The sequence below is a fragment of the Leclercia sp. W17 genome (assembly GCF_003336325.1).
Taxonomy (GTDB): domain Bacteria; phylum Pseudomonadota; class Gammaproteobacteria; order Enterobacterales; family Enterobacteriaceae; genus Enterobacter.
Genome location: NZ_CP031101.1, coordinates 4,255,509 through 4,281,145 on the forward strand (window position 1 = coordinate 4,255,509; position 25,637 = coordinate 4,281,145).

Sequence of the window (25,637 nt, forward strand, 5' to 3'; positions counted from 1 at the left end):
CTTTCATATAGTTATCATATTGTTAAATGATAATGAGAATTAATGTGTTAGAGTAATTGCGTTCGAAAGCTGCCGCCATACTCGTTTGATCGTCAGGGAGGTAGCTTGCACGCTGAGCGAAAATCCTCTCATCTCTGTCAGGCTGAAACATTGGGGCTATTAATGGAACACATTGTCTATGTCGTTGATGATGATCACGCTGTCAGGCGGTCCGTGGTCGGGCTGCTGGAGTCTGCCGGGCTGAACGCCCTCGACTTCTCCTCGGCAGAATCTTTTCTGCAACACACCTTTGAAGATGTGCCCTCCTGCGTGATCCTCGATATGCAGATGCCCACCATCAGCGGGTTTGAAGTGGCGGACTCCCTGAAGGCCAGCGGGCGCGAGATCCCGATAATCTATCTTACCGGTCACGGCACCATTCCGATGACGGTGAAGGCGATGAAGGGCGGCGCGTATGAGTTTCTCACCAAGCCGGTGGCGTCGAACGATCTGCTGAACTCCATTGGCGACGCGCTGAAGCTGGCAGAAGAGAATGCTCTGCAATTGCGGGAGCAGTACTCTCTGAAGCAGCGCCATCTCTCGCTGACGCCGCGGGAGCAGGAGGTGTTGCAGCTGGCGATCAGTGGGATGCTGAACAAGCAGATCGCCGCCGAACTGGGGGTGAGTGAAATCACCGTCAAAGTCCACCGCCGACGGGTGATGGAGAAGATGCAGGCCCGCTCGCTGGCGGATCTGGTCAGGGCCGCGGAGCGCCTGACCAGAAGCCAGCCCTCAGAGTGACGTCTCGCCCTCCGCCAGCGGCAGGGTAAAGGCAAAGACAGAGCCGTGCGGCTCGCGGTTGCGGGCCGTCAGCTTGCCGCGATGGCGCTCGATAATGCTGTAGCTGATGGTCAGCCCCACCCCCATCCCCTGAGCTTTGGTGGAGTAGAACGAGTCAAAGATACGCTCGGTCTGCCCCGGCGCGATGCCGGTACCGCTGTCGGCGATTTCAAATGTGATCCCGCCCCCTTCCGGGTTCGAGGTAGAGAGCAGCAGCATACCGGGCCGCGTTTTGATCTCGGCCATCGCCTCCACCGCGTTCATCACCAGATTCAGCAGCACCTGCTGGATCTGCACGCTGTCAGCCACAACAAAACTGTTTGCCGCCGCCAGGGCATAGTTGACGCTGATGCTCCGCCGCTCCAGCTCGCTGCGCGACAGGGTGATGATGTGCCGCACCAGATGATGCAGATCGATGCGGGCAAAGGCCGGATCCTGTTTGCGGGTGAGGGACTGCAGGCTGCGAATGATCTCCCCTGCCCGCTCCCCCTCGGAGACAATCTCCTCCAGCCCGAGTCTGGCCTTATCCAGCCGGGCCGGATCGCGGTTCAGCCAGCGCAGGCTGGCCCCGGCATTCGCGACGATCGACATCAGAGGCTGGTTGATCTCGTGAGCAATGGATGAGGTTAACTGCCCGACGGTGGTCGCCCGGGAGACGCGGGCCAGCTCGGCCTGCGCCACCCGCATGGCATCTTCCGCCGTCCGCTGGGTGGTGATGTCGGTGATGATGCCGTAATACTCATTCACCTCCCTGCCCACACCGACCGGATCGCCAATCCCCAGAATGGTGCGCACGGCGCCGTCGCCACGAATAATACGGAACTCGGCGCGCATGGTCAGGCCGTCGCGCACGCTCTCGGTCACCAGGGTGCTGATGCGCGGATAGTCATCCTGATGCACGAAAGTCAGAAACTCCGCCATCGAGATCATCTTCTGCTTCTCCGGCAAGCCCAGAATGCGGGCATACTCCTCCGACATAAACATCAGATCCTGCTGCAGCTCCCAGCGCCAGCTGCCGGTATGGCTGATCTGCTCCCCCAGCATCAGCGAGGTCTGGCTGGCCCGCAGCTCTTTCTCCACCCGACGCCGCTGCTGGTTCTCCTCCAGCAGCTCGGCATAGAGCCGGGCGGTCTCCAGCGAGATGGCGGCGTGTGCCCCCAGCAGGCTGACCACCCGGGAGTGCTCGACGGTAAAGACCTCCGGCATCAGGCGGTTCTCCAGGTAGAGCACCCCCACCAGCCGCGCCTGCTTGAACATCGGTACGCACATCACCGCCGCGCCGGAGGTGACCAGATACGGGTCCTGGCTGAAGGGGTGGAACTCTTCCGGTTTGCCGGTGTGGATCTCCTGCCCGGTGCGGATCACCGCCGCCAGTACCGTCAGCGGCATCTCAGTGGCCGTCGGCACCTCTTTGCGGATCTGCACCTGCACCCCGTCGGTGGTGGTGCTGGCGCTGGCCTCGATCTCCGGGATGTTGTTGTCATTCACCCGGATCAAAAAGCCGCGCTGCGCCCCGGCCCGCTCCAGCAGGATGGTCATCAGGGTTTCGATCAGCCGTTCGAGGTTGATCTCTTCCGACAGGGCGCGCGACGCCTTGATCACGCTCTGTAAGTCGCGGATCTCCTCGTTACGGGCAAAGGCCACGGTGTCCCAGGCGTTGGCCTGGCCGGGGGCCAGCAGATAGGGGAAATCCCGCTCCAGCTGGCGTATTTTGGACTGCGCCCCGGCCCGTCCCCAGGCGGTCATCGCCCCGCGGAAGTGGGCCTCGGCGGCGGTGGTGTAGCCGCAGGCGTGGGCGAAGCGGCCCGCCAGCTCGTGGGCCAGGGCGTTGAAGGGGTTGAAGCCCCCTTCGCGCGACAGGCGCACCGCCTTCTCGTACTGTTCGAGAGCGATGCTGTTCATGCCGTCGAGGCGCACGATCTCGGCGTAGATCAACGCCTCTTTATCGGCAAAGGTGCCGGGGTTAATCCGCGCCCAGAGGGCGATCTTGTCGTAATGAAGGTGGATCTGACGGCGCAGATCGGCGGAAAAGGTCTCCGGGGTCAGCTGCTGCGAGAGGGTGAGCGCGCTGTAAAGGTGGTAGTCCAGCAGGTGGATATGGCCCGGCGCGGACCAGGCAAAGCGCCCGGCCTGGGCCAGATTATCTGCCGCCTGCGGGAACTCGCCGCAGGCGAAGTGGGCCATGCCGCGGTAGAGCCAGAACCAGAACAGCATGGTGGAGGTCTGCTCCGGAGCCTGCTCTGTAGCTCCGGGCAGCAGGGATTGCGGTAGCACCTCGCTGGCGCTCCACTGCCCGTTCACCGGGGTACGCAGGTGCTCCACATAGTGGCGCTGCATCAGCAGGATCGCCTCCACGTCCTGGAAATGGGTTTTGCGCACGAAGGCCAGTCCGCGCTCAATGCTCATCAGCACCGCGTCGAGGTGATCGCCCCGGGTGAGGAAATTGATCACCTGGTGACAGGCGGCGAAGCAGGCCACCGTCATATCGCCGTGGGTTACAGCGGAGGTGAAGCAGGCCTTGGCGCACTCAATGGTGTAGCCCAGCGGCTGAGTCCAGACGCTAAGCTGATCCAGCGCCAGCAGGGTTTTGGCTTCAAAGGCGTCGTAGCCGTGGCGGTTGACCAGCTCCCGGGCCAGGGTGCCGTACTGGAAGCCGAGGCGATACTCAGCGTAGCGGTGACCAATCAGCACCCCGAACCACGCCATCGCGGTGGTGGAGGCGCCGGTGATGCCGTGATCCAGGGTCAGGTGCATCATCCGGCACAGCAGAATGAAATGCAGGCGCGAGCTGGTAAAGCTGGCGAACAGGCTGGCGCTGTTGAGCAGGTTCATCACCGCCTCGGTGTCGCCATCTTTCATCAGCGGCAGGCGGCTAAAATGGTCCTGCGGGTTCTCGCCAACGCGGTTGCACAGGCTCTGCCAGGCCTCGTCGCACTCGGCGGTCTCCGGGAAGCGGCTGACGTGAATGCCAAACACCGCCAGCCAGCAGAGGGCCGCCTCCAGCGCCAGCCGGTTGTCGGACTGGCGCATGTAGACTTCGGCCAGCAGGTTGGCCGCCAGCGCTTTCTCCGCCAGCCCGCCGGGGGAGCCGAGAATGCGGTCGCACAGCCTGCGGGTGGCCTCAAGGTTGCCCAGCGCAAACTCGCAGCCCGCCTCTTCGCTGTCGAGAATAAAGTCGCTGGCGCTCTCGGGCGCCGATCCGGTGTTGCCCAGCGCCCGGGCGGTCTGGATATAGCTCAGGGCCGACAGATAATCCCCCGAGCGGCGGGCGCGGCGGGCGGCCAGCAGGCTCAGCTCGCGGAACATCTGGCGCTGGGGCGCAGGCTGAATGCTGTCCAGCGCCGCCGTCACGTGGTGGACGGCGCGGAACAGGATCTCGTTACCCGCCGCCTGGCGGGCTGACTCCGCCAGCAGGCTGGCGGTGGTAAGGTGCAGGCGGCTGCGCTCGGCATTATCCAGCAGGGCGAAGGCCGCCTCCTGAACCCGGTCGTGGGTAAAGGCATAGCCTTCGTCGCTGAGGGTGATCAGCTGCGCCGTCACCGCCGGATGCAGGGCGTAGCGGATCTCCGCCACCGACATTGATACCACCCGGCAGACCATCTCCAGTTCGCCGCTTCCGCCCAGACAGGCGATGCTGCCCAGCAGCCGACGGGTCTCTTCGGGCATCTCCTCCAGCTGCTGGAGCACCAGCGTGACCACGTTTTCGGTGTAGTGCCGGGTGCGGATGGCGTGCAGATCGTAGTGCCATTTATCCTGATATTTGTTGTGCGTCACCAGCCCGTCATCGACGATGCGGCGGAAGAACTCATGGACAAACAGCGGGTTGCCGCCGGTTTTCTCATGAATCAGCCCGGCCAGATCCGCAGTGCTGGCGGAGCGGGTATGGAAGATGCTCGCCAGCCAGCGCGACACCGCCTTCACCGACAGCGGCTCCGGGCGCAGCTCGGTGGTATTGCGCGAGGCCCGGTGCAGGTTCGCCAGCTGCTGATTCAGGGTTGCGTCCGGCACCGGGCAGACATCCCGGTGCGCCACCACCAGCAGCAGCGGCACGTTACTGGCGTTGGTCAGCAGGTACTCCAGAATTTGCAGGCTGGCGGCGTCGATCCAGTGGATATCATCCAGCAGCAGCACCAGCGGGCAGCCCGCGCTGGCGAAGGTTTTCACCAGCGCCAGCACCATATGGCTGAAGCGCGCCCGGGCGTCGAGGGAGAAGCTGTCGCTGGAGAAGCGCGGCTTGTTCTCCAGCAGCAGCCGCAGCTCCGGCACCAGGCTGACGGCCAGCTCTTCATACCCCTCCAGCTCCCGCGACAGGCGGATCTTCCACTGCGTCACCTCCGTTGCCGACAGCCCCAGCAGGTGCAGCACCAGGGTGCGAAAGGCTGAGCTCAGGGCGGCATAGGGCAGCGTGGGGGAAAACTGATCCACCTTGCCCACCGCCAGCAGCACGTTGCGGTGCTGTAGCGCCTTTAGCGCCGAGGCGATAAGGGACGATTTGCCGATCCCCGACGGGCCGCTGATCGCCACAAACCCGGCGAGGTTGTCGCGGCATACCCGGTCAAAGGCGTGGCTCAGATCCGTTGCCTGGGGATGGGCGGTGTAGAGGGTGTCGGTGAGATGAAACGCCGGGGAGCGATCCTGTAAGCCGGGGGTAAAGGCGGCAATATCGCCCTCGTCGCTCAGGGTAGCCTGGCAGCGGCGCAGGTCGGCGATCAGGCCGTCGATGGTCTGGTAACGGTTCTCCGGTTTTTTCGCCAGCATCTTCAGGATGATGGCCGAGATCATAGCGGGCACGCCGGGGCAGACCACTCCCGGGGAGCGCGGCTCCGAGGCGATGTGGTAGTGCGCCCACTTGCCCTGATCCTGGCCGCCCAGCTCAAACGGCAGGCTGCCGGTGAGCAGCTCGTAGAGCACCACCCCGAGGCTGTAGAGATCGCTGCGGCTGTCCACCGAGCGGTGAGTACGGGTGGTGTGCTCCGGCGACATGTAAGCGGGTGTGCCGCCCACGATGGCCAGTCGCGACTGCTGTAGCTCTTCCGAGGCGCCGGACGACAGGCCAAAGCCCCCCAGCCGACAGCTGTTGTCGTCATGAATAAAGATATTGCCGGGCTTGATATCCCCGTGTACCAGGTTGCGCAGATGCATCAGACGCAGAGGCAGGCTGATGCGGATCGCCAGCTCCAGGAAGCTCTGGATACAGGCCATCGGCGCACCAACGATGCGCGTCAGCAGCACAAAGGAAAAAGGGGCGTAAACCAGTGCAAAGCGCCCGTGGTACTGCGTGGTGGCGACCGGACGGATAGCCCAGTCGTCGCTCAGGTACTCCCGCAGGGCAAACTCATTACGCAGCAGGCGCGTTGCGCTGGCCTCTTCTTCATCGCTCACGGCGGTGGCGATAATAAAGGACCCGCCCGAACTGGGCAGGCGGGCATTCAGCCAGCAGAGGCTTCCCTCCTGGCCCAGCGGGGTAAAAATGACATCTTCTTTAAGCACAAAAGCCCGCCCTTCGGATAAATTTCCGGGGGCGGGCCAGAGTGCAGGCAGCGATGGGGTGTTCATCCACGTTTCCTTATTTTTCTTCATTAATGGTTCTCGTGGGATAACGGTGCAGGTGGTGTCAGGTGGCGAGCGCGCGCTGAATGTGCGCCAGCAGCACATCGACGTTTATCGGCTTGCGCAAAAAAGCAACGGCGCCATTCTCAACAGCGTAGCGCTCTATGTTGTCATCCGCATGACCTGAGATAAAAATGAGCGGCGGCGGTGAACTGGCGATAAGGTGCAGCCTGTCGAGCATCTCCAGACCGTTCATCCCCCGCAGGCGGATGTCGGCAATCACCAGCGCCGCGTCTGTCAGCGCGGTGGGGTGGCTGAGAAACCCCTCCGCCGAGTCGAAGGCTTCTGTGGCATACCCCTCCGACTGCAGCAGGTTGCTTAACCCGCTGCGAACAGACCGTTCATCATCAATGATGGCTATGCGCTGCGGCATGCTCTCTTTCCTCAATATGGACGTGATTAACCCTCGCTGCCGTCGCCGGGACGGGGTGGAGGCGGAGTACCGCTGATTTTGGGTACGCATTTGTGGCGAAACCAGGTCATCGTCAGCTGACGGCTGAACAGGCGGCGGCCAATCGGGATCAACTGCTCCCCCACCAGCATGCCAAATAGCCCCATCAGCGCAACAACGGGCGGCGCGGGCGAGTGTACATCAATTGCGGCATAAATAACCCCTGCCAGAATTCCGCAGCTCAGCGAAACGACCCAGGCTTTCATGAGGAGGCTCCTGTGGAGAGGGTGACAGGCGCCTTTTGCGCGGTGTCGTCAGCATGCAAAAAATGGCGGGTGGCCTGTTCGCCTGCCAGCATGCCCAGCAGACCAATCAGCGCCAGCGCGGGCGGCGCCGGAGAGCGGACTTTCAACAGCGCGTAGAGCAGGCCGATAAGCACGCCTGCCGCGAGGGAAATTAACCCAGTACTCATGATGTACTCCAGAGAGGTCAGCAGCAGGCCGGATGAGGGCCCAGCCTGCCGCTGTTAACTTAGCGGACCGGGGCCGGAACCGGCGCCAGGGTTTCGAGCTCGCTCTTCTGGCGAGACGGTGCTTTGTGCACCATGGTGTAGGCGTAATCGACGCCCATGCCGTAGGCACCGGAGTGCTCACGCACGATATCCATTACCGCGTTGTAGGTCTCTTTGCGCGCCCAGTCACGCTGCCACTCCAGCATCACCTGCTGCCAGGTTACCGGGATCACGCCCGCCTGGATCATGCGCTGCATGGCGAAGTCGTGGGCCTCTTTTGAGGTGCCGCCAGAAGCGTCCGCCACCATGTAGATCTCGTAGTCGCCTTCCAGCATCGCGCACAGGGCGAAGGTGTTGTTGCACACTTCGGTCCACAGACCGGAGACCACCACTTTCTTCTTGCCGTTGGCTTCCAGCGCGTCACGCACTTTCTGGTCATCCCAGGAGTTCATGGAGGTACGCTCAAGGATCTCTTTGCCCGGGAAGACATCCAGCAGTTCCGGGAAGGTGTTGCCCGAGAAGCTTTCGGTTTCAACGGTGGTGATGGTGGTCGGGATGTTGAACACTTTGGCCGATTTCGCCAGCGCTACCACGTTGTTTTTCAGCACCTGACGGTCGATAGACTGCACGCCAAACGCCATCTGCGGCTGCTGGTCGATGAAGATAATCTGACAGTTATCCGGGGTTAACACTTCGAGCTTTGAGTTAGACATAATGGTATCCAGTGAGGTTAACAGGTGAAATCGCACCACGCGTTGACGATGCGTTGAGTGCATCCTATGCCTCTCTGGCTCCGGCGGTAATTATCTCTTTGTATAATTAACCTTTCGTATAGTTATACGCAGGTATAGTTATACTTTGGTATACCTATCCCTTTGTATAACTGGTTTTTTTCAGTAACCGATTCCAATAATCCTGACCATTCCCCCTCTCAGTCAGGAGCAATTATGACTTCCTCTGCCAAAGCAGATCTGATTCTGGTGAATGGCCAGTTTCACACCGTCGATCGTGAAAATCCCCTCGCCGAAGCGGTGGCCGTGCGTGACGGTAAATTCCTTGCGGTGGGCACCGCTGCCGAGGTGATGCAGTACCACGACGACGCCACCAAAGTGGTGGATCTGAAAGGCCACACCGCCATTCCCGGTCTTAACGACTCGCACCTGCACCTGATCCGCGGCGGGCTGAACTACAACCTCGAGCTGCGCTGGGAGGGGGTGCCCTCGCTGGCTGACGCCCTGCGGATGCTGAAAGAGCAGGCCCTGCGCACCCCGTCACCGCAGTGGGTGCGCGTGGTGGGCGGCTGGAGCGAGTTCCAGTTCGCCGAGCGCCGCATGCCCACCCTGGACGAGATCAACGAGGCTGCGCCGGATACCCCGGTCTTTATCCTGCACCTGTATGACCGCGCCCTGCTCAACCGCGCGGCGCTGAAGGTGGTGGGTTACACCAAAGAGACCCCGAACCCGCCGGGCGGTGAGATCCAGCGCGACGCCAACGGCAATCCGACCGGGATGCTGATCGCCCGTCCGAACGCCATGATCCTCTACGCTACCCTCGCCAAAGGGCCGAAGCTGCCCCTGGAGCAGCAGGTGAACTCCACCCGCCAGTTTATGCGCGAGCTGAACCGTCTGGGCTTAACCAGCGCCATCGACGCCGGCGGCGGTTTCCAGAACTACCCGGAAGACTACGAGGTGATCGCCGAGCTGCACGAGAAAAAGCAGATGACCATCCGCATCGCCTACAACCTCTTCACCCAGCGTCCCGGTCATGAGCTGGAAGATTTCGAGAAGTGGACCGACATGCTTAAGCCGGGCCAGGGCACCGACTTCTTCCGCCATAACGGTGCGGGGGAGATGCTGGTCTTCTCCGCCGCCGACTTCGAAGATTTCCTTGAGCCGCGCCCGGATCTGGCCCCCGGCATGGAGGACGAACTGGAGCGCGTGGTGCGCCATCTGGTGGAACACCGCTGGCCATTCCGCCTGCACGCTACCTACGATGAGTCCATCAGCCGGATGCTGGACGTATTCGAGAAGGTGAACCGTGAGATCCCGTTCGACGGCCTGCACTGGTTCTTCGACCACGCCGAGACGGTGACCCAGCGCAACATCGACCGCATCAAGGCGCTGGGCGGCGGCATCGCCGTGCAGCACCGCATGGCCTTCCAGGGCGAGTACTTCGCCGAACGTTACGGGATGGAAGCGGTTCGCCACACTCCGCCAGTCACCCGTATGCTTGAGACCGGCGTGCCGGTAGGACTCGGGACCGACGCCACCCGCGTGGCGAGCTACAACCCGTGGACCGCCCTCTACTGGCTGGTCTCTGGCCGTACCGTCGGCGGAATGCAGCTGTACGATCACAGCGCCCGTCTGGATCGCGACACCGCCCTGATGCTCTGGACCCAGGGCGGCGCGTGGTTCTCCAACGAGCAGAACCAGAAAGGGCAGATCAAAAAGGGCCAGCTCGCGGATCTGGCGGTGCTGAGCAAAGACTACTTCCGCGTGGCGGAAGAGGAGATCAAGGGCATCGAGTCGGTGCTGACGGTGGTGGATGGTAACATCGTCTATGCCGCAGGCAGCTTCGGCCCACTGGCGCCGCCTGCCATCCCGGTTCTGCCGGAGTGGTCCCCGGTGGTCAAGGTGCCGGGTCACTACCGCAGTGCGCCACCACAGGCCGCCCGCGTGGGGATGAGCGCCGTACACCACTGTAGCGGTCCGTGTGGGGTGCATAACCACTCGCACGACTTTGCCCGCACGGCAGAGATGCCGGTGGCCGACGATAACGCCTTCTGGGGAGCGCTGGGCTGCAGCTGCTTCGCGTTCTGATCATGATGAATTCAACTCAACCCAACCTGCCCCGGATCGACCTGGGGCTGTTCTTCCTGCGCATCACCGGCAGCCTGCTATTGCTCTACGTGCACGGTCTGCCGAAAGTGCTGCACTTCAGCGAAGAGCTGACGCGGATCGAAGATCCCTTTGGCTTCGGGCCGTACTTCAGCCTGATCCCGGCGATCGTTGCCGAAGTGATCTGCCCGATCCTGATCCTCTTCGGCGTGGCGACCCGGCTGGCCTGCGTGCCAATCATCGCCGTGCTGCTGGTGGCGATGCTGGTGGTGCATCCGGGCTGGTCGATCGCCGAAGGTCAGTTTGGCTGGCTGCTGCTGATCATCTTCACCACCCTGGCCATCACCGGCCCCGGTGGCTGGCGGCTGCGTACACGTGCCACGGAGAGATTCGCATGACCCAGGTGACCGACGCGCACATCGAACATCCGCCTGCCCCGGCGATCTCAACGTGGCAGCCGCTGCACCAGCGGGTGTTCCGCATGCTGTGGATCGCTACGGTGGTCTCCAACGTCGGCTCGTGGATGAGCGACGTCGGCGTGAACTGGAGCATGCTGACCCTCAGCGCCGATCCGCTGGATATCGCCCTGGTGCAGGCGGCAAGCAGCCTGCCGATGTTCCTCTTCGCCCTGCCCTCCGGGGTGATGGCGGACATCGTCGATCGTCGCAAGTACCTGCTCTTCTCCCAGCTGTGGGTGTTTATTGCCGCGGCGGGGCTGACGGTGCTGTCGTTTACCGGCCAGGTGACCCCGACGGTGCTGCTGGTGGCGGCCTTTCTGCTGAGCGTCGGCAGCGCCATGAGCTCGCCGCCGTTCCAGGCGGTGGTGCCGGATCTGGTGAGCAAGGCGGAGCTGGGCCCGGCGATTGCGCTGAACTCGCTGGGAGTGAACATCAGCCGCGCCATCGGTCCGGCGCTGGGGGGCTTTTTGCTCTCGCTGGCGGGGCCGTGGATGGTATTCCTGCTCAATGCCCTGTCGGTGCTGGGCGTGGCATGGGTGCTGTGGCGCTGGAAACCTGCGGCATCGGTGCAGCGCCTGCCGCCGGAGCACTTCTTCTCGGCGGTGCGTGCCGGGGTGCGCTATGTGCACGCCGCCCCGGTGCTGCGTAACGTCTTAATTCGCACCGTGGCGTTCTTTCTCTTCGCCAGCGCGGGCTGGGCGCTGCTGCCGCTGGTGGCGCGCCGGGAGCTGGGCCTCGGCCCGGCGGGGTACGGCATCATGCTGGCCTGTATCGGTCTGGGGGCGATTGCCGGGGCGGTGCTGCTGCCGCGTCTGCGTCAGCGCCTCAATGCCGACCAACTGATGGTGGCGGCAAGCCTGGTTTTCGCCATCACCATGCTGGCCCTGGCCTTTGTGCGCCACTTCTGGCTACTGAACCTGTTTGAGTTCTTCACCGGCTTTGCGTGGATCGCGGTGCTCTCCACCCTCAACCTGGGGGCGCAACGCAGCGCCGCACGCTGGGTGAAGGCCCGGGCGCTGGCGGTCTATCTGACGGTCTTCTTCGGCTCGATGACCGCGGGCAGCGCCCTGTGGGGGCAGATCGCCTCGCACGCCAACACCGCCACCTCGCTCTGCGTGGCAACGGTGGGGATGCTGCTGGCGAGCGCCACGGTGCTGCGCTGGAAGCTGGAGAAAGATCCCAATCTGAACCTCGACACCAGCGGGCTTATCGCCGACGACGCCCGGGAGAACATCCCCAACGAGCGCGGGCCGGTGCTGGTCTCCTGTGAGTACCGGATCGATCCTGAAGCGGTCAGCGATTTTCTGCAGGCCGTCCACGAGCTGCGCCGGGTACGCCGCCGGGCGGGCGCCATCAGCTGGGCGGTGTATGAAGATATCGACCAGCCGGGCCTGTATATCGAGACCTTCCTGCTGGGATCGTGGGTGGAACACCTGCGCCTGCAGGAGCGCCACACCATGAATGACCACCTGCTGCAAAGCCGCGTCCTGGCTTTTCATCAGGGCGATGCACCCCCGGCGACCCGCTATCTGGTGGCGCCGGTTTAAAACCTAAAACAACCTTTTGAGGAAGAGACTATGGCTACGATCAAAGCGAAAGACGGCACGCAGATTTACTACAAAGACTGGGGTGCAGGTAAGCCGGTGCTGTTCAGCCACGGCTGGCCGCTGGATGCCGACATGTGGGACAGCCAGCTTAACTATCTGGCCGAGCGCGGTTTTCGCGCCATCGCCTTCGACCGCCGCGGCTTTGGCCGTTCGGATCAGCCGTGGAATGGCTATGACTACGACACCTTTGCCTCCGACATCAACGACCTGATCACCGCCCTCGATCTGCGTGACGTGACCCTGGTGGGCTTCTCCATGGGCGGCGGCGACGTGAGCCGCTATATCGGCACCTACGGCACCGACCGCTTGGCTGGCCTGGCGCTGCTGGGAGCGGTAACGCCGATCTTCGGTAAATCCGACTCTTATCCGCAGGGTGTGGATCAGTCAGTCTTCGCCGGCATTCGTGACGGGCTGCTGAAAGATCGTGCCCAGTTCATCAGCGACTTCGCCACCCCGTTCTACGGCACCAACGCCGGGCAGACCGTCTCTGAGGGCGCCCTGACCCAGACCCTGAACATCGCCCTGCTGGCCTCGCTGAAAGGCACCCTGGACTGCGTGACCGCCTTTGCCGAGACCGACTTCCGCCCGGATATGGCGAAAGTCGACGTGCCGACGCTGGTGATCCACGGCAGCAACGACCAGATCGTGCCGTTCGAAACCACCGGCAAAGTGGCGGCGGAGCTGATTAGCAATGCGGAACTGAAGGTGTATGACAATGCACCGCACGGCTTTGCGCTGACGCATCAGGACCAGCTGAACGAAGATCTGCTGACGTTTGTGAAATCGCTGTAAGATCTAAGATTGACGCCTGTTGTACAGGCGTCAATCAAAATTTATATTGATAACGTTTCTGAACACATCTAGACGTATACAAAATTTGAGCGTAGATCTGCCAAATCCTTCCAGATTAATATCAATTAATTTAGAAAGGAGAGATACAGACATGAATATTCAGCTACATAAACGCTTAAGTAGAAAATTTATCATCGCAATTTTAACATCTTCATCTTTTGTCACGGCGTGTACGTTTAGCGTAATTTGGTTTTATCTGGCCAATATAGAGCGCTTGGACATATTGTATGACGCACTGAGTGTCAGTAGTGCGATAGGAATAATATTCGGCTTTACCCTGCTCTCTTTATTAGGATTCAGTCTTATTATTTTTATCTCATCTTTCATTATTTATCTTATCTATACGGCACATGAAAAAGAATTAAAACATTATGATGGTCTAACCCATACTTTCACGACCGTATGTATGTGCAACAGCTTCGTCATGTGTTTAATACTGATCAGCGCATTTTGTTTGCAATTTTTTGGAGATCTTAATGGTTTCATCGTGTTCGCATTAGCGACATGCGCTATTATTTTATTTTCTTATGGCTTATGCCACAAATTAATTTTTTCTGTTAAGTCCTATATCGATAAAGACAATGAACGTACAGTAAAGTACCTCCAAAAGAAATCAGTTAAACGCTTCCTTCCTGCATTACTCATAATCCCTGCATTTACACAAATTTTTCCTCTGATTTTTATTGCAGGGCAGTTAGACTTTGTTGAAGAAAACAATTCTTTTTTGCAAGTTGCAATATTCTTTATGTTGTCGGTAGTCCTTATCATAGTAGGGATTTTTCCAGGAGTAATCATTATAAATGAAAAGAAAAACAAAAATATCCTTCAAATCATAACCTATACACTGATTATTATTCCTGTGAGCATTCTTGTCCTGACTATGATTTTTCGTCCTACACCGAATATGATTATCAACATGTCAATGAATCTTTCTGGGATAAGCGACTGGCGCACACATCAATATTATATAAGCATTGAAAGCCATCCTCCAGCCATGTTTGATGGCGCCCTCTGGAATACACGTTTTTATAAAGAAATCCCATCAAGATTTTTTATCACCGGCGTCAGTATCTTCTCCTTGGGTAATATTAAACTTGTATGTCCAACGCGGATCAATGATGCAAGGATTGCAAGCCTAAAAACTACCGTCGATGATTTTGATGAATATGACATTCGTATCAAAAAATTAAAACAAACTGCTATGGCATGCGTACCTTTTGATAAGGGAGAAATACATCTCTGGGACTCCCCAATATCAGAACCGATCTTTTACCAAAAAGTAAAATCGACCGCCAACAGCAAGTTCTTAAATCTGCTTCATGAACTTAAATAATTTTCGCAAAAAAAATACTGATGTCCGTAACAGGGCATCAGCATTGTCCTGCTCTAACTGCATTTTTGTCTGGTCATTAACTTGGTTATATCTATCAGTTTTTATCCTGTATCAAAAAAGCAGCTCAACCGAGACAAAAATGCTTATTGCTATTGCCGTGCTTGAGCTAGTCAGCAGAAATGAAGTTCATTCCCGCATAAGGCTTCTGCCGACACACCGCCAGCCGCGCGGCCAGATCCCCCACGTGCAGTTCCAGCTTGTGCCCGTCCGGGTCGAGAAAATAGAACGACTCCCCTTCGCTTTTGTTCTCTTTCCAGACGGTAACGCCTGCGTCTTTAAGCTTTTGCGTGAAGGTGTCGAAATGTTCTGGTGCGATAGAGAACGCGTAGTGGGTGTAGTCGCTCTCTTGCGGCGGAATGAATTTACGCGAGTCATCATACGAGAGACAGAGCCAGAGATCGCCGCAGGTGAGATAAGCCCCGGCGTGCCATTCGGCGTGCAGGCGCAGGCCAAGGAGATCGCGCTAGAATACAATGCTGCCCGGTAGGTTGCTGACCGCGAGGGTCAGATGGTTAAGGGCGTTGAGCATGAGGTTCACTCCTGGATAGAGGTTAACCTCACTTCTTTAGCATGTTTATCGACGTATAAATAGAAGCGATCCTTGCACGCTTTTTTGGGCTGGCACCACATTTCCATTCCACGCTGTGTTCGCTTTTCTTTGATATAGCCTAAATCGGCGAAGTAGACACGAAGCGGTTCGGCATTAGTCGTATCTTTGAAAATGATGGCATTCGAAGGAGGATATCCGTCACCGGGTTGAGATTCAAAGTAGTAACTTTGAGAAATTCTCGGCGCGTTTTGAATTTGTTTGTAGGTGAGAGAATAATAGTTATAACGATCGGTTTCTTTATAGACTGTTATCCCGTTTATGCTGGATGCGATGAGATAGATAAATAATCCACAAAGAATTAATGTGGTGATGGATATAGCAATAAAAGATCTAATAAAAATATTCACCATCCCTGGTATCTTTTTATAAACACACTTTATAGCTTTATAAATGAATGCCCTGATGGTACTTACTCTGTTTTATTGTTGTCTATCTCGCTTGATATTATTAGGATTTTCGCCCGACACACTGCCAGCATTTACGCCGGGTGGCGCTGCGCTTACCCGGCCTACGAAATAAAACCCCAGGCCCGTGCAAGCGAAGCGCCGCCGGGCAATGCCGTTAGTGCTTCACCATCACATGCCGCACCACGGTGTAGTCTTCCAGCCCGTACATCGACATATCCTTGCCGTAGCCGGAGAGCTTCTGCCCGCCGTGCGGCATCTCGCTGACCAGCGTAAAGTGGGTGTTCACCCAAGTGCAGCCATATTGCAGGCGGGCGCTCATGCGGTGCGCGCGACCCACATCCAGGGTCCAGACCGATGAGGCCAGCCCGTACCGGGAGTCATTGGCCCACTCGAGCACCTGCTCTTCGTCGTCAAACATGCTCACACTCACCACCGGGCCGAAGACCTCGCGCTGGACGATCTCATCCTCCTGCTTCGCCCCGGCCAGCAAGGTTGGCTGGTAGTAATACCCGCTGCCACCCGCCACATTTCCACCGGTGACCACGTGGATGTGCGGCAGGGCTTTGGCGCGCTCTACCGCCTCGCTGACGCGGGTCAGATGGGCGGCGGAGCTGACCGGGCCCAGCTCGGTGGTTTCATCGTCCGGGGCGCCCATTTTCAGGCTGGCGACGGCGACGCCCAGTTTTTCCACCAGTGTGTTATAGACCTCTTTTTGCGCATAGATACGGCAGGCGGCGGTGCAGTCCTGTCCGGCGTTGTAGAACCCGAAGGTGCGTACCCCCTCCACCACCGCATCGATATCGGCGTCGTTAAAGACGATCACCGGCGCTTTGCCGCCGAGCTCCATATGGGTGCGCTTAATCGACGGCGCGGTATGGGAAATAATGTGCTCCCCGGTGGCGATGGAGCCGGTCAGGGAGACCATGCGCACCTTGTCGTGGCCAGTCAGCGGGTCGCCCACGGTTTTCCCCCGGCCAAACAGGACGTTAATCACCCCTGCCGGGAAGATATCTTTTGCCAGCTCGGCCAGCTTCAGCGCAGTCAGCGGAGTGATCTCCGACGGTTTAAGCACCACGCAGTTGCCCGCTGCCAGCGCCGGGCCCAGCTTCCAGGCCGCCATCATCAGGGGGTAGTTCCAGGGGGCGATGGAGGCGACAACGCCCACCGGATCGCGGCGAATCATCGAGGTGTGCCCCTCCATATACTCCCCGGCGGCCAGGCCGCTCAGGCAGCGGGTGGCACCCGCAAAGAAGCGGAACACGTCGACAATGGCCGGGATTTCATCATTCAGCACACAGTGCAGCGGCTTGCCGCAGTTCTGCGATTCCAGGCGGGCAAAGGTGTCGGCGTTCTGCTCAATCACATCCGCCAGCTTCAGCAAACACTCCGCACGCGCTTTCGGCGTGGTCTGGCCCCAGGTTCGGAAGGCGCGATCGGCCGCCTGTACCGCGGCATCTACCTGCTCCGCGCTGGCTTCGGCTATCTCCAGCAGGACCTCGCCGGTGGCCGGGTTGTACACGGGTTGCATCTCACCTGAACCCGCAACCAGTTCGCCATTAATCAGTAAGTTGTGTTGCATAGCCGACTCCATTGTTTTTATGGTCTGAGTGAATTACAGAGGTTGTCCCGCGTTAAGGCGTTTTGCATGCTCGATCGCGTCGTTTTCCGGCGCGTTTGAGCGGCCAAACGGTCGGGCCAGCGCCATGTACACCAGCCCCGAAATCACCACCACCGACAGCCCCACCAGCACCGTCCAGCGGTCGATAAAATCACTGCTCTCGGCAGGCTGGGCCAGCAGCCAGATACCGCACAGCCCGTAGGCCAGGGCCAGGATATTGACCAGCATCCCCCAGCCGCCGACGCTCCACTCCCCGGCCGGTTTCCAGCCTTTCAGACGCTGGCGCAGCGCCGCCAGCACCACCATCTGGAACGAGATGTAGATACCGATAACCGCAAAGGCGGTGATGCGCGCCAGGTTATCCGGCTGGAAGTAAACCCACACGCAGATCAGCACCGGCAGCAGGCAGCTGACGATCATCGCGTTGTCCGGGACGCTGTTTTTCGACAGCTTCGACATCCAGGCGCTACCCGGTAGCATCTGGTCGCGGGAGAAGGAGAAGATCAGGCGGCTCAATGCGGCCTGTAGCGACAGGATGCACGACAGCATGGCGATCACCGCGATGATGATAAACACCGTGGCGCCGGTTTCCCCCATGGCTTCGTTGAGGATCGCTGGGATCGGATCGGCAATCTGGCCGTTAACGATATTCATCAGATTCGGGGAGGCGAGCAGGTAGCCGAGGATCGAGATCAGCGCCGAGATGGCGCCAAACACTATGCTGAGGATCATCGCCACCGGGATCTTCTTGCTCGGATTTTTCACCTCTTCCGCCACGTTGCCGCAGGCTTCAAAGCCGAAGAACATAAACAGGCCGATCAGCGCCGCCGCCATAAACGCCGGCTGGTAGCTGCCATCTTTCGCCAGCACCCCCATCGAGTCGAAGACCACCGAGAAGGGCTGCGCGCGATGGAAAATCAGCAGGTAGATCCCGAGCGCAATCACGCTGACGATCTCGCACCAGAAGCCAATTCGGGCCACCCGGGCGAGGTTTTTGGTGCCCGACATGTTGATGGCCATCATCATCAGGAGCAGCACCACCGAGGTGATCAGCATGTTGCCTGCCGAGGTTTCAAAACCGAACAGTGACCCGACGAAGGTGGCGGTATATTCCGCCACCGAGGTGATGGTCACCACCAGCGCCCAGAGGTAGATCCAGGCGGCGATCCACGCATATTTTCGCCCCCACAGACGGCGCGCCCACGGGTACAACCCGCCGGTGATCGGATACTGCGACGCCACTTCGCCAAACACCAGCGCCACCAGCAGCTGCCCGCAGGCCACAATCGGGATCCACCAGATGGCCGGTGGCCCCGCCAGCGTCACCGCCAGGGCAAACAGGGAGTAGACCGCCGTCAGCGGCGAGAGGTAGGTGAATCCGAGCGAAAAGTTAGAGATAAGGCCGATGGAGCGGTGAAATTGCTGTGTATTATCGCTATGAATTGCTTCACTTTTCTTGCCAGAAGTCTGTTCCATACGTTTTTCTCTGTGTAGTGATAAGGCCGCAGGTAACACGAATCAAGGTATAGAAGAGCGCCTGAAGGCCGTACAGCGTCGCCCGTGCGATTTGTTAAGATTTGTATGGATATGTCACGCTTTTGTTATGGTTAACCCGCATTTTCCGTGAGGCGCATCACGTCAGTAAGATCAGATAGCGACCTGAGAGCGTATTTTCCCGACCACTTCGCCTGTTTTTCCTGCCTGTATCACATAATTCAAACAATCCCCGCTTAATAAATCCATTTTGCAAAAACGTAGATATTTTTAATTTATGGCTACGAAACACCCCGTTCCCTGAATACTTTCTGAGAGGATTGATTCTGATGAATGCACTGACCGCCGTACAACAGCCCGACGAGGCGTTAGCCCGGACCATCACCGGTTTTAGCATTGCGCCCTCCGCGCAGTCTCCGCGCCTGCTGGAGCTGACGTTCTCCGCGGAGGTCACGCAGCAGTTCCTGCGGGAGGTGGAGCAGTGGCCCATCCAGGCGCTGGAATACAAATCCTTCCTGCGCTTTCGGGTGGCGAAGATCCTCGATGACCTGTGCGGCAACCAGCTTCAGCCCCTGCTGCTGAACACTATCCTCAGCCGCAGCGAAGGCGCCCTGCTGATTAACGCCGTCGGGGTGGATAACGTCGCCCAGGCGGACGAGATGGTGAAGATTGCCACCGCCGTGGCGCACCTGATCGGCCGCTCCAATTACGACGCCATGAGCGGCCAGTACTACGCCCGCTTTACGGTGAAAAACGTCGATAACTCAGACAGCTACCTGCGCCAGCCCCACCGCGTGCTGGAGCTGCACAACGACGGCACCTTCGTCGACGAAGTGACCGACTACGTGCTGATGATGAAAATCGACGAGCAGAACATGCAGGGCGGCAACTCCCTGCTGCTGCATCTCGACGACTGGGAAGCGCTGGATAAATTCTTCAGCCATCCGCTGGCCCGTCGCCCGCTGCGCTGGACGGCACCGCCGAGCAAAAACGTCACCCAGGATGTGTTCCACCCGGTGTTTGACGTCGACCAGCAGGGCCGCCCGGTGATGCGCTATATCGACCAGTTCGTACAGCCGAAAGATTTTGAAGAGGGCGTCTGGCTGAGCGAACTTTCTGACTCGCTGGAGAGCAGCAAAAACATCGTCTCGATTCCCGTACCGGTGGGTAAATTCCTGCTGATTAACAATATGTTCTGGCTGCATGGCCGGGATCGTTTTACTCCGCATCCGGATCTGCGTCGGGAGCTGATGCGTCAGCGCGGGTATATCAGCTATGCCACCACCCACTATCAGACTCATCAGTAGGGATGGCGCGGATGTATGACTTCGTGATTACCGGCGGCGGCATTATCGGCATGTCCACCGCCATGCAGCTGATTGCGCTCTACCCGGATGCCCGCATCGCCCTGCTGGAGAAGGAGGCGGGCCCGGCCTGCCACCAGACCGGGCGCAACAGCGGGGTGATCCACGCCGGGGTCTATTACACTCCCGGCAGCCTGAAGGCGCAGTTCTGCCTGGCGGGGAACCGGGCCACCAAAGCCTTCTGCGATGAGAACGCTATTCGCTATGACACCTGCGGCAAGATGCTGGTCGCCACCTCCCCGCTGGAGATGGCACGGATGCAGGCCCTGTGGGATCGCACCGCCGCCAACGGGATCGAGCGCGAGTGGCTGAGCGCTGCCGAACTGCGCGAGCGCGAGCCCAACATCACCGGGCTGGGCGGGATTTTTGTCCCCTCCAGCGGGATCGTCAGCTATCGCGAGGTGGCAGCGGCGATGGCAAAACGCTTCCAGCAACAAGGCGGGGAGGTGATTTTCAACGCTGAGGTCAGCGCCCTGAAGGAGCACGCCAGCGGCGTTGTCATTCATACCCGCGACGGGCGCGAGTTTGAAGCCCTTACCCTGATTGCCTGCGCCGGGCTGATGGCCGACCGGCTGGTGAAAATGCTCGGCATCGACCCCGGCTTTATTATCTGTCCGTTCCGCGGGGAGTATTTCCGCCTGGCGCCGGAGCACAATCAGATCGTGAACCACCTTATCTACCCGATCCCCGATCCGGCCATGCCGTTCCTGGGCGTACACCTTACCCGGATGATCGACGGCAGTGTCACGGTGGGGCCCAACGCGGTGCTCGCCTTTAAGCGCGAGGGCTATCGCAAGAGCGATCTCTCCTTCACCGATATGCTGGAAATTCTGAGTTCAACGGGCATCCGCCGGGTGCTGCAAAACAACCTTCTCTCGGGTTTAAGCGAGATGAAAAACTCCCTGTGCAGAAGCGGCTACCTGCGCCAGGTGCAAAAATATTGCCCGAGCCTGACCCTGAAAGATCTGCATCCCTGGCCTGCGGGTGTAAGGGCGCAGGCAGTTTCGCCAGAAGGGAAGCTGATCGACGACTTTTTATTTGTCACCACGCCGCGCACCATCCATACCTGTAATGCGCCCTCACCGGCGGCGACCTCGGCGATCCCTATTGGCGCGCATATTGTCAGCAAGGTCCAGACCCTGCTCGCCAGCCAGCACAACCCCGGCCGCGCGCTGCGGGCAGCCAGCAGCGTGGAGCCACTACACGCCGCGTATACCCGTTAATCATTCTGAGACAGGAAGCTATCATGCAACTCAACGATCCCAGCTTATTCCGTCAGCAGGCTTATATAGAAGGAGAGTGGTGCGACGCCCACAGCGGCGAGACCCTCGCCGTGACCAACCCGGCGAACGGCCAGACCCTGGGCAGCGTCCCGAAAATGGGTGCCGGTGAGACCCGCGAGGCGATTGAGGCGGCGAACCGCGCCCTGCCCGCCTGGCGCGCGCTCACCGCCAAAGCGCGCGCCAACATTCTGCGCCGCTGGTTCGATTTGATGATGGCGAACCAGGACGATCTGGCCCAGCTGATGACGCTCGAACAGGGCAAACCGCTGGCCGAAGCGAAAGGCGAGATTAGCTATGCCGCCTCCTTTATAGAGTGGTTCGCCGAAGAGGGGAAACGCGTCTACGGCGACACCATTCCGGGCCATCAGGCGGACAAGCGGTTGATTGTGATTAAGCAGCCGATTGGCGTCACCGCTGCCATTACCCCGTGGAACTTCCCGGCGGCGATGATCACCCGTAAGGCGGGCCCGGCCTTGGCGGCAGGCTGCACCATGGTGCTCAAACCCGCCAGCCAGACCCCCTACTCCGCCCTGGCGCTGGCCGAACTGGCGCACCGCGCCGGGATCCCGGCAGGCGTGTTTAACGTGGTCACCGGTTCCGCATCCGATATCGGCAACGAGCTGACCGGCAACCCGCTGGTGCGCAAGCTCTCCTTTACCGGCTCGACCGATATCGGCCGCCAGCTGATGGCCCAGTGCGCGAAGGATATCAAAAAGGTCTCGCTGGAGCTGGGCGGCAACGCCCCCTTTATTGTCTTTGACGATGCCGACCTCGATAAGGCCGTGGAAGGGGCGCTGGCCTCCAAGTTCCGCAACGCCGGGCAGACCTGCGTCTGCGCCAACCGCCTGTACGTGCAGGAGGGCGTTTACGATCGCTTTGCTGAAAAACTCCAGCAGGCGGTGGAAAAAATGCAGATCGGCGATGGCCTGACCCAGGGCGTCACCATCGGGCCCCTGATTGACGGCAAGGCGGTGGAGAAAGTCGAAGAACACATCGCCGACGCGGTGGAGAAAGGCGCTCGCGTGGTTACCGGCGGATCGCTGCATAAATTAGGCGGCAACTTCTTCCAGCCGACTATTCTGGTAGATGTACCCGGTGATGCGAAAGTGGCGAAAGAGGAGACCTTCGGCCCGCTGGCCCCGCTGTTCCGCTTTAAGAATGAAGCGGACGTTATCCATATGGCTAACGACACCGAGTTCGGCCTCGCCGCCTACTTCTACGCCCGCGATTTGAGCCGCGTGTTCCGCGTTGGCGAGGCGCTGGAGTACGGCATCGTCGGGATCAACACCGGCATTATCTCTAACGAAGTGGCCCCGTTCGGCGGCATCAAAGCCTCTGGCCTGGGTCGGGAAGGTTCTAAATACGGCATCGAAGATTACCTAGAAATCAAATATATGTGCATCGGCCTTTAATCTTTCAGGAGATTTCAATGAGCAGCAATAAAGCGTTAATGCAGCGTCGTAGCAATGCCATTCCGCGTGGCGTGGGCCAGATCCACCCTATCTTTGCCGCCCGCGCCGAGAACTGCCGGGTGTGGGACGTCGAAGGCCGTGAGTATCTTGATTTCGCCGGGGGGATTGCGGTGCTGAACACCGGGCATCTGCACCCGGAGGTGGTCAGCGCCGTAGAAGCGCAGCTGAAAAAGCTGTCGCACACCTGCTTCCAGGTGCTGGCCTATGAACCCTATCTGGAGCTTTGCGAAACCCTGAACCAGAAAGTGCCGGGGGATTTCCCGAAAAAAACCCTGCTGGTGACCACCGGCTCCGAAGCGGTGGAGAACGCGGTGAAAATCGCCCGCGCCGCCACGAAGCGCAACGGCACCATCGCCTTTACCGGGGCCTATCATGGCCGTACCCACTACACTCTGTCGCTGACCGGGAAAGTGAACCCTTACTCGGCGGGCATGGGGCTGATGCCAGGCCACGTCTACCGCGCCCTCTATCCCTGCGCCCTGCACGGCATCAGCGATGACGATGCCATCGCCAGCATCCATCGCATCTTCAAGAACGATGCCGCGCCGGAAGATATCGCCGCCATCGTGATCGAGCCCGTCCAGGGTGAAGGCGGTTTCTACGCCACCTCCCCGGCCTTTATGCAGCGCCTGCGCACGTTGTGCGACGAGCACGGCATCATGCTGATTGCCGATGAAGTGCAGAGCGGCGCGGGCCGTACCGGCACCTTCTTCGCCATGGAGCAGATGGGCGTGGCGGCGGATATCACCACCTTCGCCAAATCCATTGCCGGTGGCTTCCCGCTGGCGGGCGTCACCGGTCGCGCCGACGTGATGGATGCCATCGCCCCGGGCGGACTGGGCGGCACCTACGCCGGGAGCCCGATTGCCTGCGCCGCAGCGCTGGCGGTGATCAAGGTCTTTGAACAGGAAGATCTGCTGGGCAAAGCCAACAAACTGGGCGACACCCTGCGCGAAGGGCTGCTGGCTATCGCTGAAAAACACCGGGAGATCGGCGACGTTCGCGGCCTGGGGGCGATGATCGCTATCGAGCTGTTTGAAGAGGGCGACCACCATAAACCGGACGCTGCCCTGACGGCGCAGATTGTGACCCGGGCGCGGGACAAGGGGTTGATCCTGCTCTCCTGCGGCCCGTACCATAACGTGCTGCGCATCCTGGTGCCGCTGACCGTGGAAGAGGCGCAGCTTCAGCAGGGGCTGGCGATTATCGCCGAGTGTTTTGACGAGGCGAAGCAGGGTTAATCTTTATGCCCGGTGCAGGCCGGGCCGTATTCAAGGAGCAGGACCATGACCATCATTTCCCAGGCGACGGCCATCGACGGCTACCGCTGGCTGAAGAACGACATTATCCGCGGCGTTTATCAGCCAGATGAGAAGCTGCGCATGAGCCTGCTGACGTCCCGGTATGAGCTGGGCGTCGGCCCGTTGCGCGAAGCGCTGTCGCAGCTGGTTGCCGAGGGGCTGGTGACGGTCATCAACCAGAAAGGCTACCGGGTGGCACCCATGTCCGAACAGGAGCTGCTCGATATCTTTGATGCCCGCGCCAATATGGAGGCGATGCTGGTGCGCCTCGCCATTGCGCGCGGCGGCGAAGAGTGGGAAGCGGAGCTGCTCGCCCGGGCACACCTGCTGAACAAGCTGGAATCCCGCGACGCCAGCGAGACGATGCTGGACGAGTGGGACCAGCGGCATCAGGCGTTTCATACTGCGATTGTGGCGGGGTGTGGGTCGCGGTATTTGATGCAGATGCGGGAAAGATTGTTCGATTTAGCGGCGCGGTATCGGTATGTGTGGTTGAGGAAGACGGTGTTGTCGGTGGCGATGTTAGAAGAGAAGCATGTGGAGCATCAGAAACTGATGGACGCGGTGCTGGCGCGCGATGCCGATAAGGCGGGGGAACTGATGTATCAGCATTTGTTGACGCCGATTCCGATTATTCGGGGGGCGATGGGGGTGGGTCTGGCGACCTGAAAATTAAATGCACCTTAAAACAGGCACGGTAATGCTGCCAACTTACTGATTTAGTGTATGATGGTGATTTTAAGGTGCTTGCGTGGCTTCCATTTCCATCAGATGTCCTTCCTGCTCCGCTACTGAAGGCGTGGTGCGTAACGGCAAAAGCACTGCCGGACATCAGCGCTATCTCTGCTCTCATTGCCGTAAAACATGGCAACTACAGTTCACTTACACCGCCTCTCAGCCCGGTACGCACCAGAAAATCATTGATATGGCCATGAATGGCGTCGGATGTCGCGCCAGTGCACGCATTATGGGCATTGGCCTCAACACGGTTTTACGTCACTTAAAAAACTCAGGCCGCAGTCGGTAACCTCGCGCATACAACCGGGCAGTGATGTGATTGTCTGCGCTGAAATGGACGAACAGTGGGGCTACGTCGGTGCTAAATCACGTCAGCGCTGGCTGTTTTACGCGTATGACAGGATACGGAGGACGGTTGTGGCGCACGTCTTCGGTGAACGCACTCTGGCCACACTGGAGCGTCTTCTGAGCCTGCTGTCGGCTTTTGAGGTCGTGGTATGGATGACGGATGGCTGGCCGCTGTACGAATCACGCCTGAAGGGAAAGCTGCACGTTATCAGCAAGCGTTACACTCAGCGCATTGAGCGACATAACCTGAATCTGAGACAACATCTGGCAAGGCTGGGACGGAAGTCACTGTCGTTCTCAAAATCGGTGGAGCTGCATGACAAGGTCATCGGGCATTATCTGAACATAAAACACTATCAGTAAGTTGGAGTCATTACCGTATTTCATTAACATGTGAAACTATAATAATTAAATGTATATTTATCTCGTAACAATTAATTCACTACCAGTTTATATGCTGAACGGCTTTCTGTTATTTGCAGTGATTTATTATTAATTAGCAGATAAATCTCATCTTGATATTT

20 protein-coding genes and 1 pseudogene are annotated in these 25,637 nt (G+C 59.2%); 12 read left to right on the forward strand and 9 right to left on the reverse strand.

What is annotated here, in order from left to right:
- Positions 1–162: 162 nt before the first annotated feature.
- Positions 163–780 (forward strand): response regulator transcription factor, encoded by a 618-nt coding sequence (locus DVA44_RS21145; protein WP_039030554.1) that lies wholly within the window; start codon positions 163–165, stop codon positions 778–780.
- On the opposite strand, the gene DVA44_RS21150 is transcribed toward DVA44_RS21145, so the two are convergent.
- From DVA44_RS21150 to DVA44_RS21170, 5 genes are read right to left on the reverse strand one after another with little or no spacing between them, the layout of a single operon-like run.
- The gene (locus DVA44_RS21150; protein ID WP_114388058.1) at positions 772–6,375 is read right to left on the reverse strand and encodes an AAA family ATPase; all 5,604 of its coding nucleotides are present in this window, start codon (positions 6,373–6,375) and stop codon (positions 772–774) included. The two genes, DVA44_RS21145 and DVA44_RS21150, sit on opposite strands and share 9 nt — an antisense overlap.
- A 58-nt stretch (positions 6,376–6,433) precedes the next feature.
- Positions 6,434–6,802, reverse strand: coding sequence for a response regulator (locus DVA44_RS21155; RefSeq protein ID WP_114316011.1), 369 nt, complete (start codon positions 6,800–6,802; stop codon positions 6,434–6,436).
- A gap of 26 nt (positions 6,803–6,828) precedes the next feature.
- Positions 6,829–7,086 carry a DUF1427 family protein gene (locus tag DVA44_RS21160; protein WP_114388059.1) on the reverse strand — a complete coding sequence of 86 codons (258 nt, stop codon included), beginning with the start codon at positions 7,084–7,086 and terminating at the stop codon, positions 6,829–6,831.
- Positions 7,083–7,292 (reverse strand): DUF1427 family protein, encoded by a 210-nt coding sequence (locus DVA44_RS21165; protein WP_032616311.1) that lies wholly within the window; start codon positions 7,290–7,292, stop codon positions 7,083–7,085. Before DVA44_RS21165 ends, DVA44_RS21160 begins: the two co-directional genes overlap by 4 nt.
- 59 nt (positions 7,293–7,351) lie before the next feature.
- On the reverse strand, positions 7,352–8,044 hold the full coding sequence (locus tag DVA44_RS21170) for a hydrolase (protein WP_114388463.1): 693 nt from the start codon (positions 8,042–8,044) through the stop codon (positions 7,352–7,354).
- Between the two features lie 234 nt (positions 8,045–8,278).
- Between DVA44_RS21170 and DVA44_RS21175 the strand changes: the two genes are divergently transcribed.
- The 5 genes from DVA44_RS21175 (at position 8,279) to DVA44_RS26125 (ending at position 14,418) form a co-directional block, all read left to right on the forward strand.
- On the forward strand, positions 8,279–10,150 hold the full coding sequence (locus DVA44_RS21175; protein WP_114388060.1) for an amidohydrolase: 1,872 nt from the start codon (positions 8,279–8,281) through the stop codon (positions 10,148–10,150).
- A 5-nt stretch (positions 10,151–10,155) separates the two neighbouring features.
- A complete protein-coding gene (locus DVA44_RS21180) occupies positions 10,156–10,566 on the forward strand; it encodes a DoxX family protein (protein ID WP_114317152.1) in 411 nt (136 codons plus the stop codon).
- Entirely contained in the window at positions 10,563–12,173 is a 1,611-nt protein-coding gene (locus DVA44_RS21185) for an MFS transporter (protein ID WP_114316013.1), read from the forward strand. Before DVA44_RS21180 ends, DVA44_RS21185 begins: the two co-directional genes overlap by 4 nt.
- 30 nt (positions 12,174–12,203) lie before the next feature.
- On the forward strand, positions 12,204–13,025 hold the full coding sequence (locus DVA44_RS21190) for an alpha/beta fold hydrolase (protein ID WP_114388061.1): 822 nt from the start codon (positions 12,204–12,206) through the stop codon (positions 13,023–13,025).
- 151 nt (positions 13,026–13,176) lie between these two features.
- Complete coding sequence (locus tag DVA44_RS26125) at positions 13,177–14,418, forward strand: hypothetical protein (protein ID WP_246843590.1); 1,242 nt, start codon at positions 13,177–13,179, stop codon at positions 14,416–14,418.
- Between the two features lie 166 nt (positions 14,419–14,584).
- Here DVA44_RS26125 and fos read toward each other — a convergent pair.
- The 4 genes and pseudogenes from fos to DVA44_RS21220 all read right to left on the reverse strand — a co-directional run bounded on the left by fos (position 14,585) and on the right by DVA44_RS21220 (position 18,589).
- A pseudogene (fos, locus tag DVA44_RS21200) lies at positions 14,585–15,007 on the reverse strand (fosfomycin resistance glutathione transferase).
- Positions 15,008–15,012: 5 nt separating this feature from the next.
- Entirely contained in the window at positions 15,013–15,438 is a 426-nt protein-coding gene (locus DVA44_RS21205; RefSeq protein WP_114388062.1) for a hypothetical protein, read from the reverse strand.
- A 211-nt stretch (positions 15,439–15,649) separates the two neighbouring features.
- A complete protein-coding gene (patD, locus tag DVA44_RS21215; protein ID WP_114388064.1) occupies positions 15,650–17,074 on the reverse strand; it encodes an aminobutyraldehyde dehydrogenase in 1,425 nt (474 codons plus the stop codon).
- 33 nt (positions 17,075–17,107) lie between these two features.
- Positions 17,108–18,589, reverse strand: coding sequence for an APC family permease (locus DVA44_RS21220; RefSeq protein ID WP_114388065.1), 1,482 nt, complete (start codon positions 18,587–18,589; stop codon positions 17,108–17,110).
- 347 nt (positions 18,590–18,936) lie between these two features.
- Here DVA44_RS21220 and glaH point away from each other — a divergent pair, with 347 nt between their 5' ends.
- The 6 genes from glaH (at position 18,937) to DVA44_RS21250 (ending at position 25,476) form a co-directional block, all read left to right on the forward strand.
- Positions 18,937–19,914 (forward strand): glutarate dioxygenase GlaH, encoded by a 978-nt coding sequence (gene glaH / locus DVA44_RS21225; RefSeq protein ID WP_114388066.1) that lies wholly within the window; start codon positions 18,937–18,939, stop codon positions 19,912–19,914.
- Between the two features lie 11 nt (positions 19,915–19,925).
- Positions 19,926–21,194 (forward strand): L-2-hydroxyglutarate oxidase, encoded by a 1,269-nt coding sequence (gene lhgO / locus DVA44_RS21230; protein ID WP_114388465.1) that lies wholly within the window; start codon positions 19,926–19,928, stop codon positions 21,192–21,194.
- Between the two features lie 23 nt (positions 21,195–21,217).
- On the forward strand, positions 21,218–22,666 hold the full coding sequence (gene gabD, locus DVA44_RS21235) for an NADP-dependent succinate-semialdehyde dehydrogenase (RefSeq protein WP_114388067.1): 1,449 nt from the start codon (positions 21,218–21,220) through the stop codon (positions 22,664–22,666).
- Positions 22,667–22,683: 17 nt separating this feature from the next.
- Positions 22,684–23,967 carry a 4-aminobutyrate--2-oxoglutarate transaminase gene (gene gabT / locus DVA44_RS21240; protein ID WP_114388068.1) on the forward strand — a complete coding sequence of 428 codons (1,284 nt, stop codon included), beginning with the start codon at positions 22,684–22,686 and terminating at the stop codon, positions 23,965–23,967.
- A gap of 45 nt (positions 23,968–24,012) precedes the next feature.
- A complete protein-coding gene (csiR, locus tag DVA44_RS21245; protein WP_114388069.1) occupies positions 24,013–24,696 on the forward strand; it encodes a DNA-binding transcriptional regulator CsiR in 684 nt (227 codons plus the stop codon).
- An 82-nt stretch (positions 24,697–24,778) separates the two neighbouring features.
- A protein-coding gene (locus DVA44_RS21250) for an IS1 family transposase (protein ID WP_225321516.1) occupies positions 24,779–25,476 on the forward strand; the annotation gives its coding sequence in 2 pieces (ribosomal slippage) (positions 24,779–25,028 and positions 25,028–25,476; 699 coding nt in all).
- Positions 25,477–25,637: the final 161 nt, after the last annotated feature.

Coding starts and splice junctions, on each gene's coding strand:
- gabD (WP_114388067.1), top strand. CDS start 21,218: ATGCAACTCAACGATCCCAGCTTATTCCGTCAGCAGGCTTATATAGAA.
- DVA44_RS21220 (WP_114388065.1), bottom strand. CDS start 18,589: ATGGAACAGACTTCTGGCAAGAAAAGTGAAGCAATTCATAGCGATAAT.
- gabT (WP_114388068.1), top strand. CDS start 22,684: ATGAGCAGCAATAAAGCGTTAATGCAGCGTCGTAGCAATGCCATTCCG.
- csiR (WP_114388069.1), top strand. CDS start 24,013: ATGACCATCATTTCCCAGGCGACGGCCATCGACGGCTACCGCTGGCTG.
- DVA44_RS21145 (WP_039030554.1), top strand. CDS start 163: ATGGAACACATTGTCTATGTCGTTGATGATGATCACGCTGTCAGGCGG.
- DVA44_RS21185 (WP_114316013.1), top strand. CDS start 10,563: ATGACCCAGGTGACCGACGCGCACATCGAACATCCGCCTGCCCCGGCG.
- patD (WP_114388064.1), bottom strand. CDS start 17,074: ATGCAACACAACTTACTGATTAATGGCGAACTGGTTGCGGGTTCAGGT.
- DVA44_RS21165 (WP_032616311.1), bottom strand. CDS start 7,292: ATGAGTACTGGGTTAATTTCCCTCGCGGCAGGCGTGCTTATCGGCCTG.
- DVA44_RS21150 (WP_114388058.1), bottom strand. CDS start 6,375: ATGAACACCCCATCGCTGCCTGCACTCTGGCCCGCCCCCGGAAATTTA.
- DVA44_RS21175 (WP_114388060.1), top strand. CDS start 8,279: ATGACTTCCTCTGCCAAAGCAGATCTGATTCTGGTGAATGGCCAGTTT.
- DVA44_RS21170 (WP_114388463.1), bottom strand. CDS start 8,044: ATGTCTAACTCAAAGCTCGAAGTGTTAACCCCGGATAACTGTCAGATT.
- DVA44_RS21160 (WP_114388059.1), bottom strand. CDS start 7,086: ATGAAAGCCTGGGTCGTTTCGCTGAGCTGCGGAATTCTGGCAGGGGTT.
- DVA44_RS21180 (WP_114317152.1), top strand. CDS start 10,156: ATGAATTCAACTCAACCCAACCTGCCCCGGATCGACCTGGGGCTGTTC.
- DVA44_RS21205 (WP_114388062.1), bottom strand. CDS start 15,438: ATGGTGAATATTTTTATTAGATCTTTTATTGCTATATCCATCACCACA.
- DVA44_RS26125 (WP_246843590.1), top strand. CDS start 13,177: ATGAATATTCAGCTACATAAACGCTTAAGTAGAAAATTTATCATCGCA.
- DVA44_RS21155 (WP_114316011.1), bottom strand. CDS start 6,802: ATGCCGCAGCGCATAGCCATCATTGATGATGAACGGTCTGTTCGCAGC.
- glaH (WP_114388066.1), top strand. CDS start 18,937: ATGAATGCACTGACCGCCGTACAACAGCCCGACGAGGCGTTAGCCCGG.
- lhgO (WP_114388465.1), top strand. CDS start 19,926: ATGTATGACTTCGTGATTACCGGCGGCGGCATTATCGGCATGTCCACC.
- DVA44_RS21190 (WP_114388061.1), top strand. CDS start 12,204: ATGGCTACGATCAAAGCGAAAGACGGCACGCAGATTTACTACAAAGAC.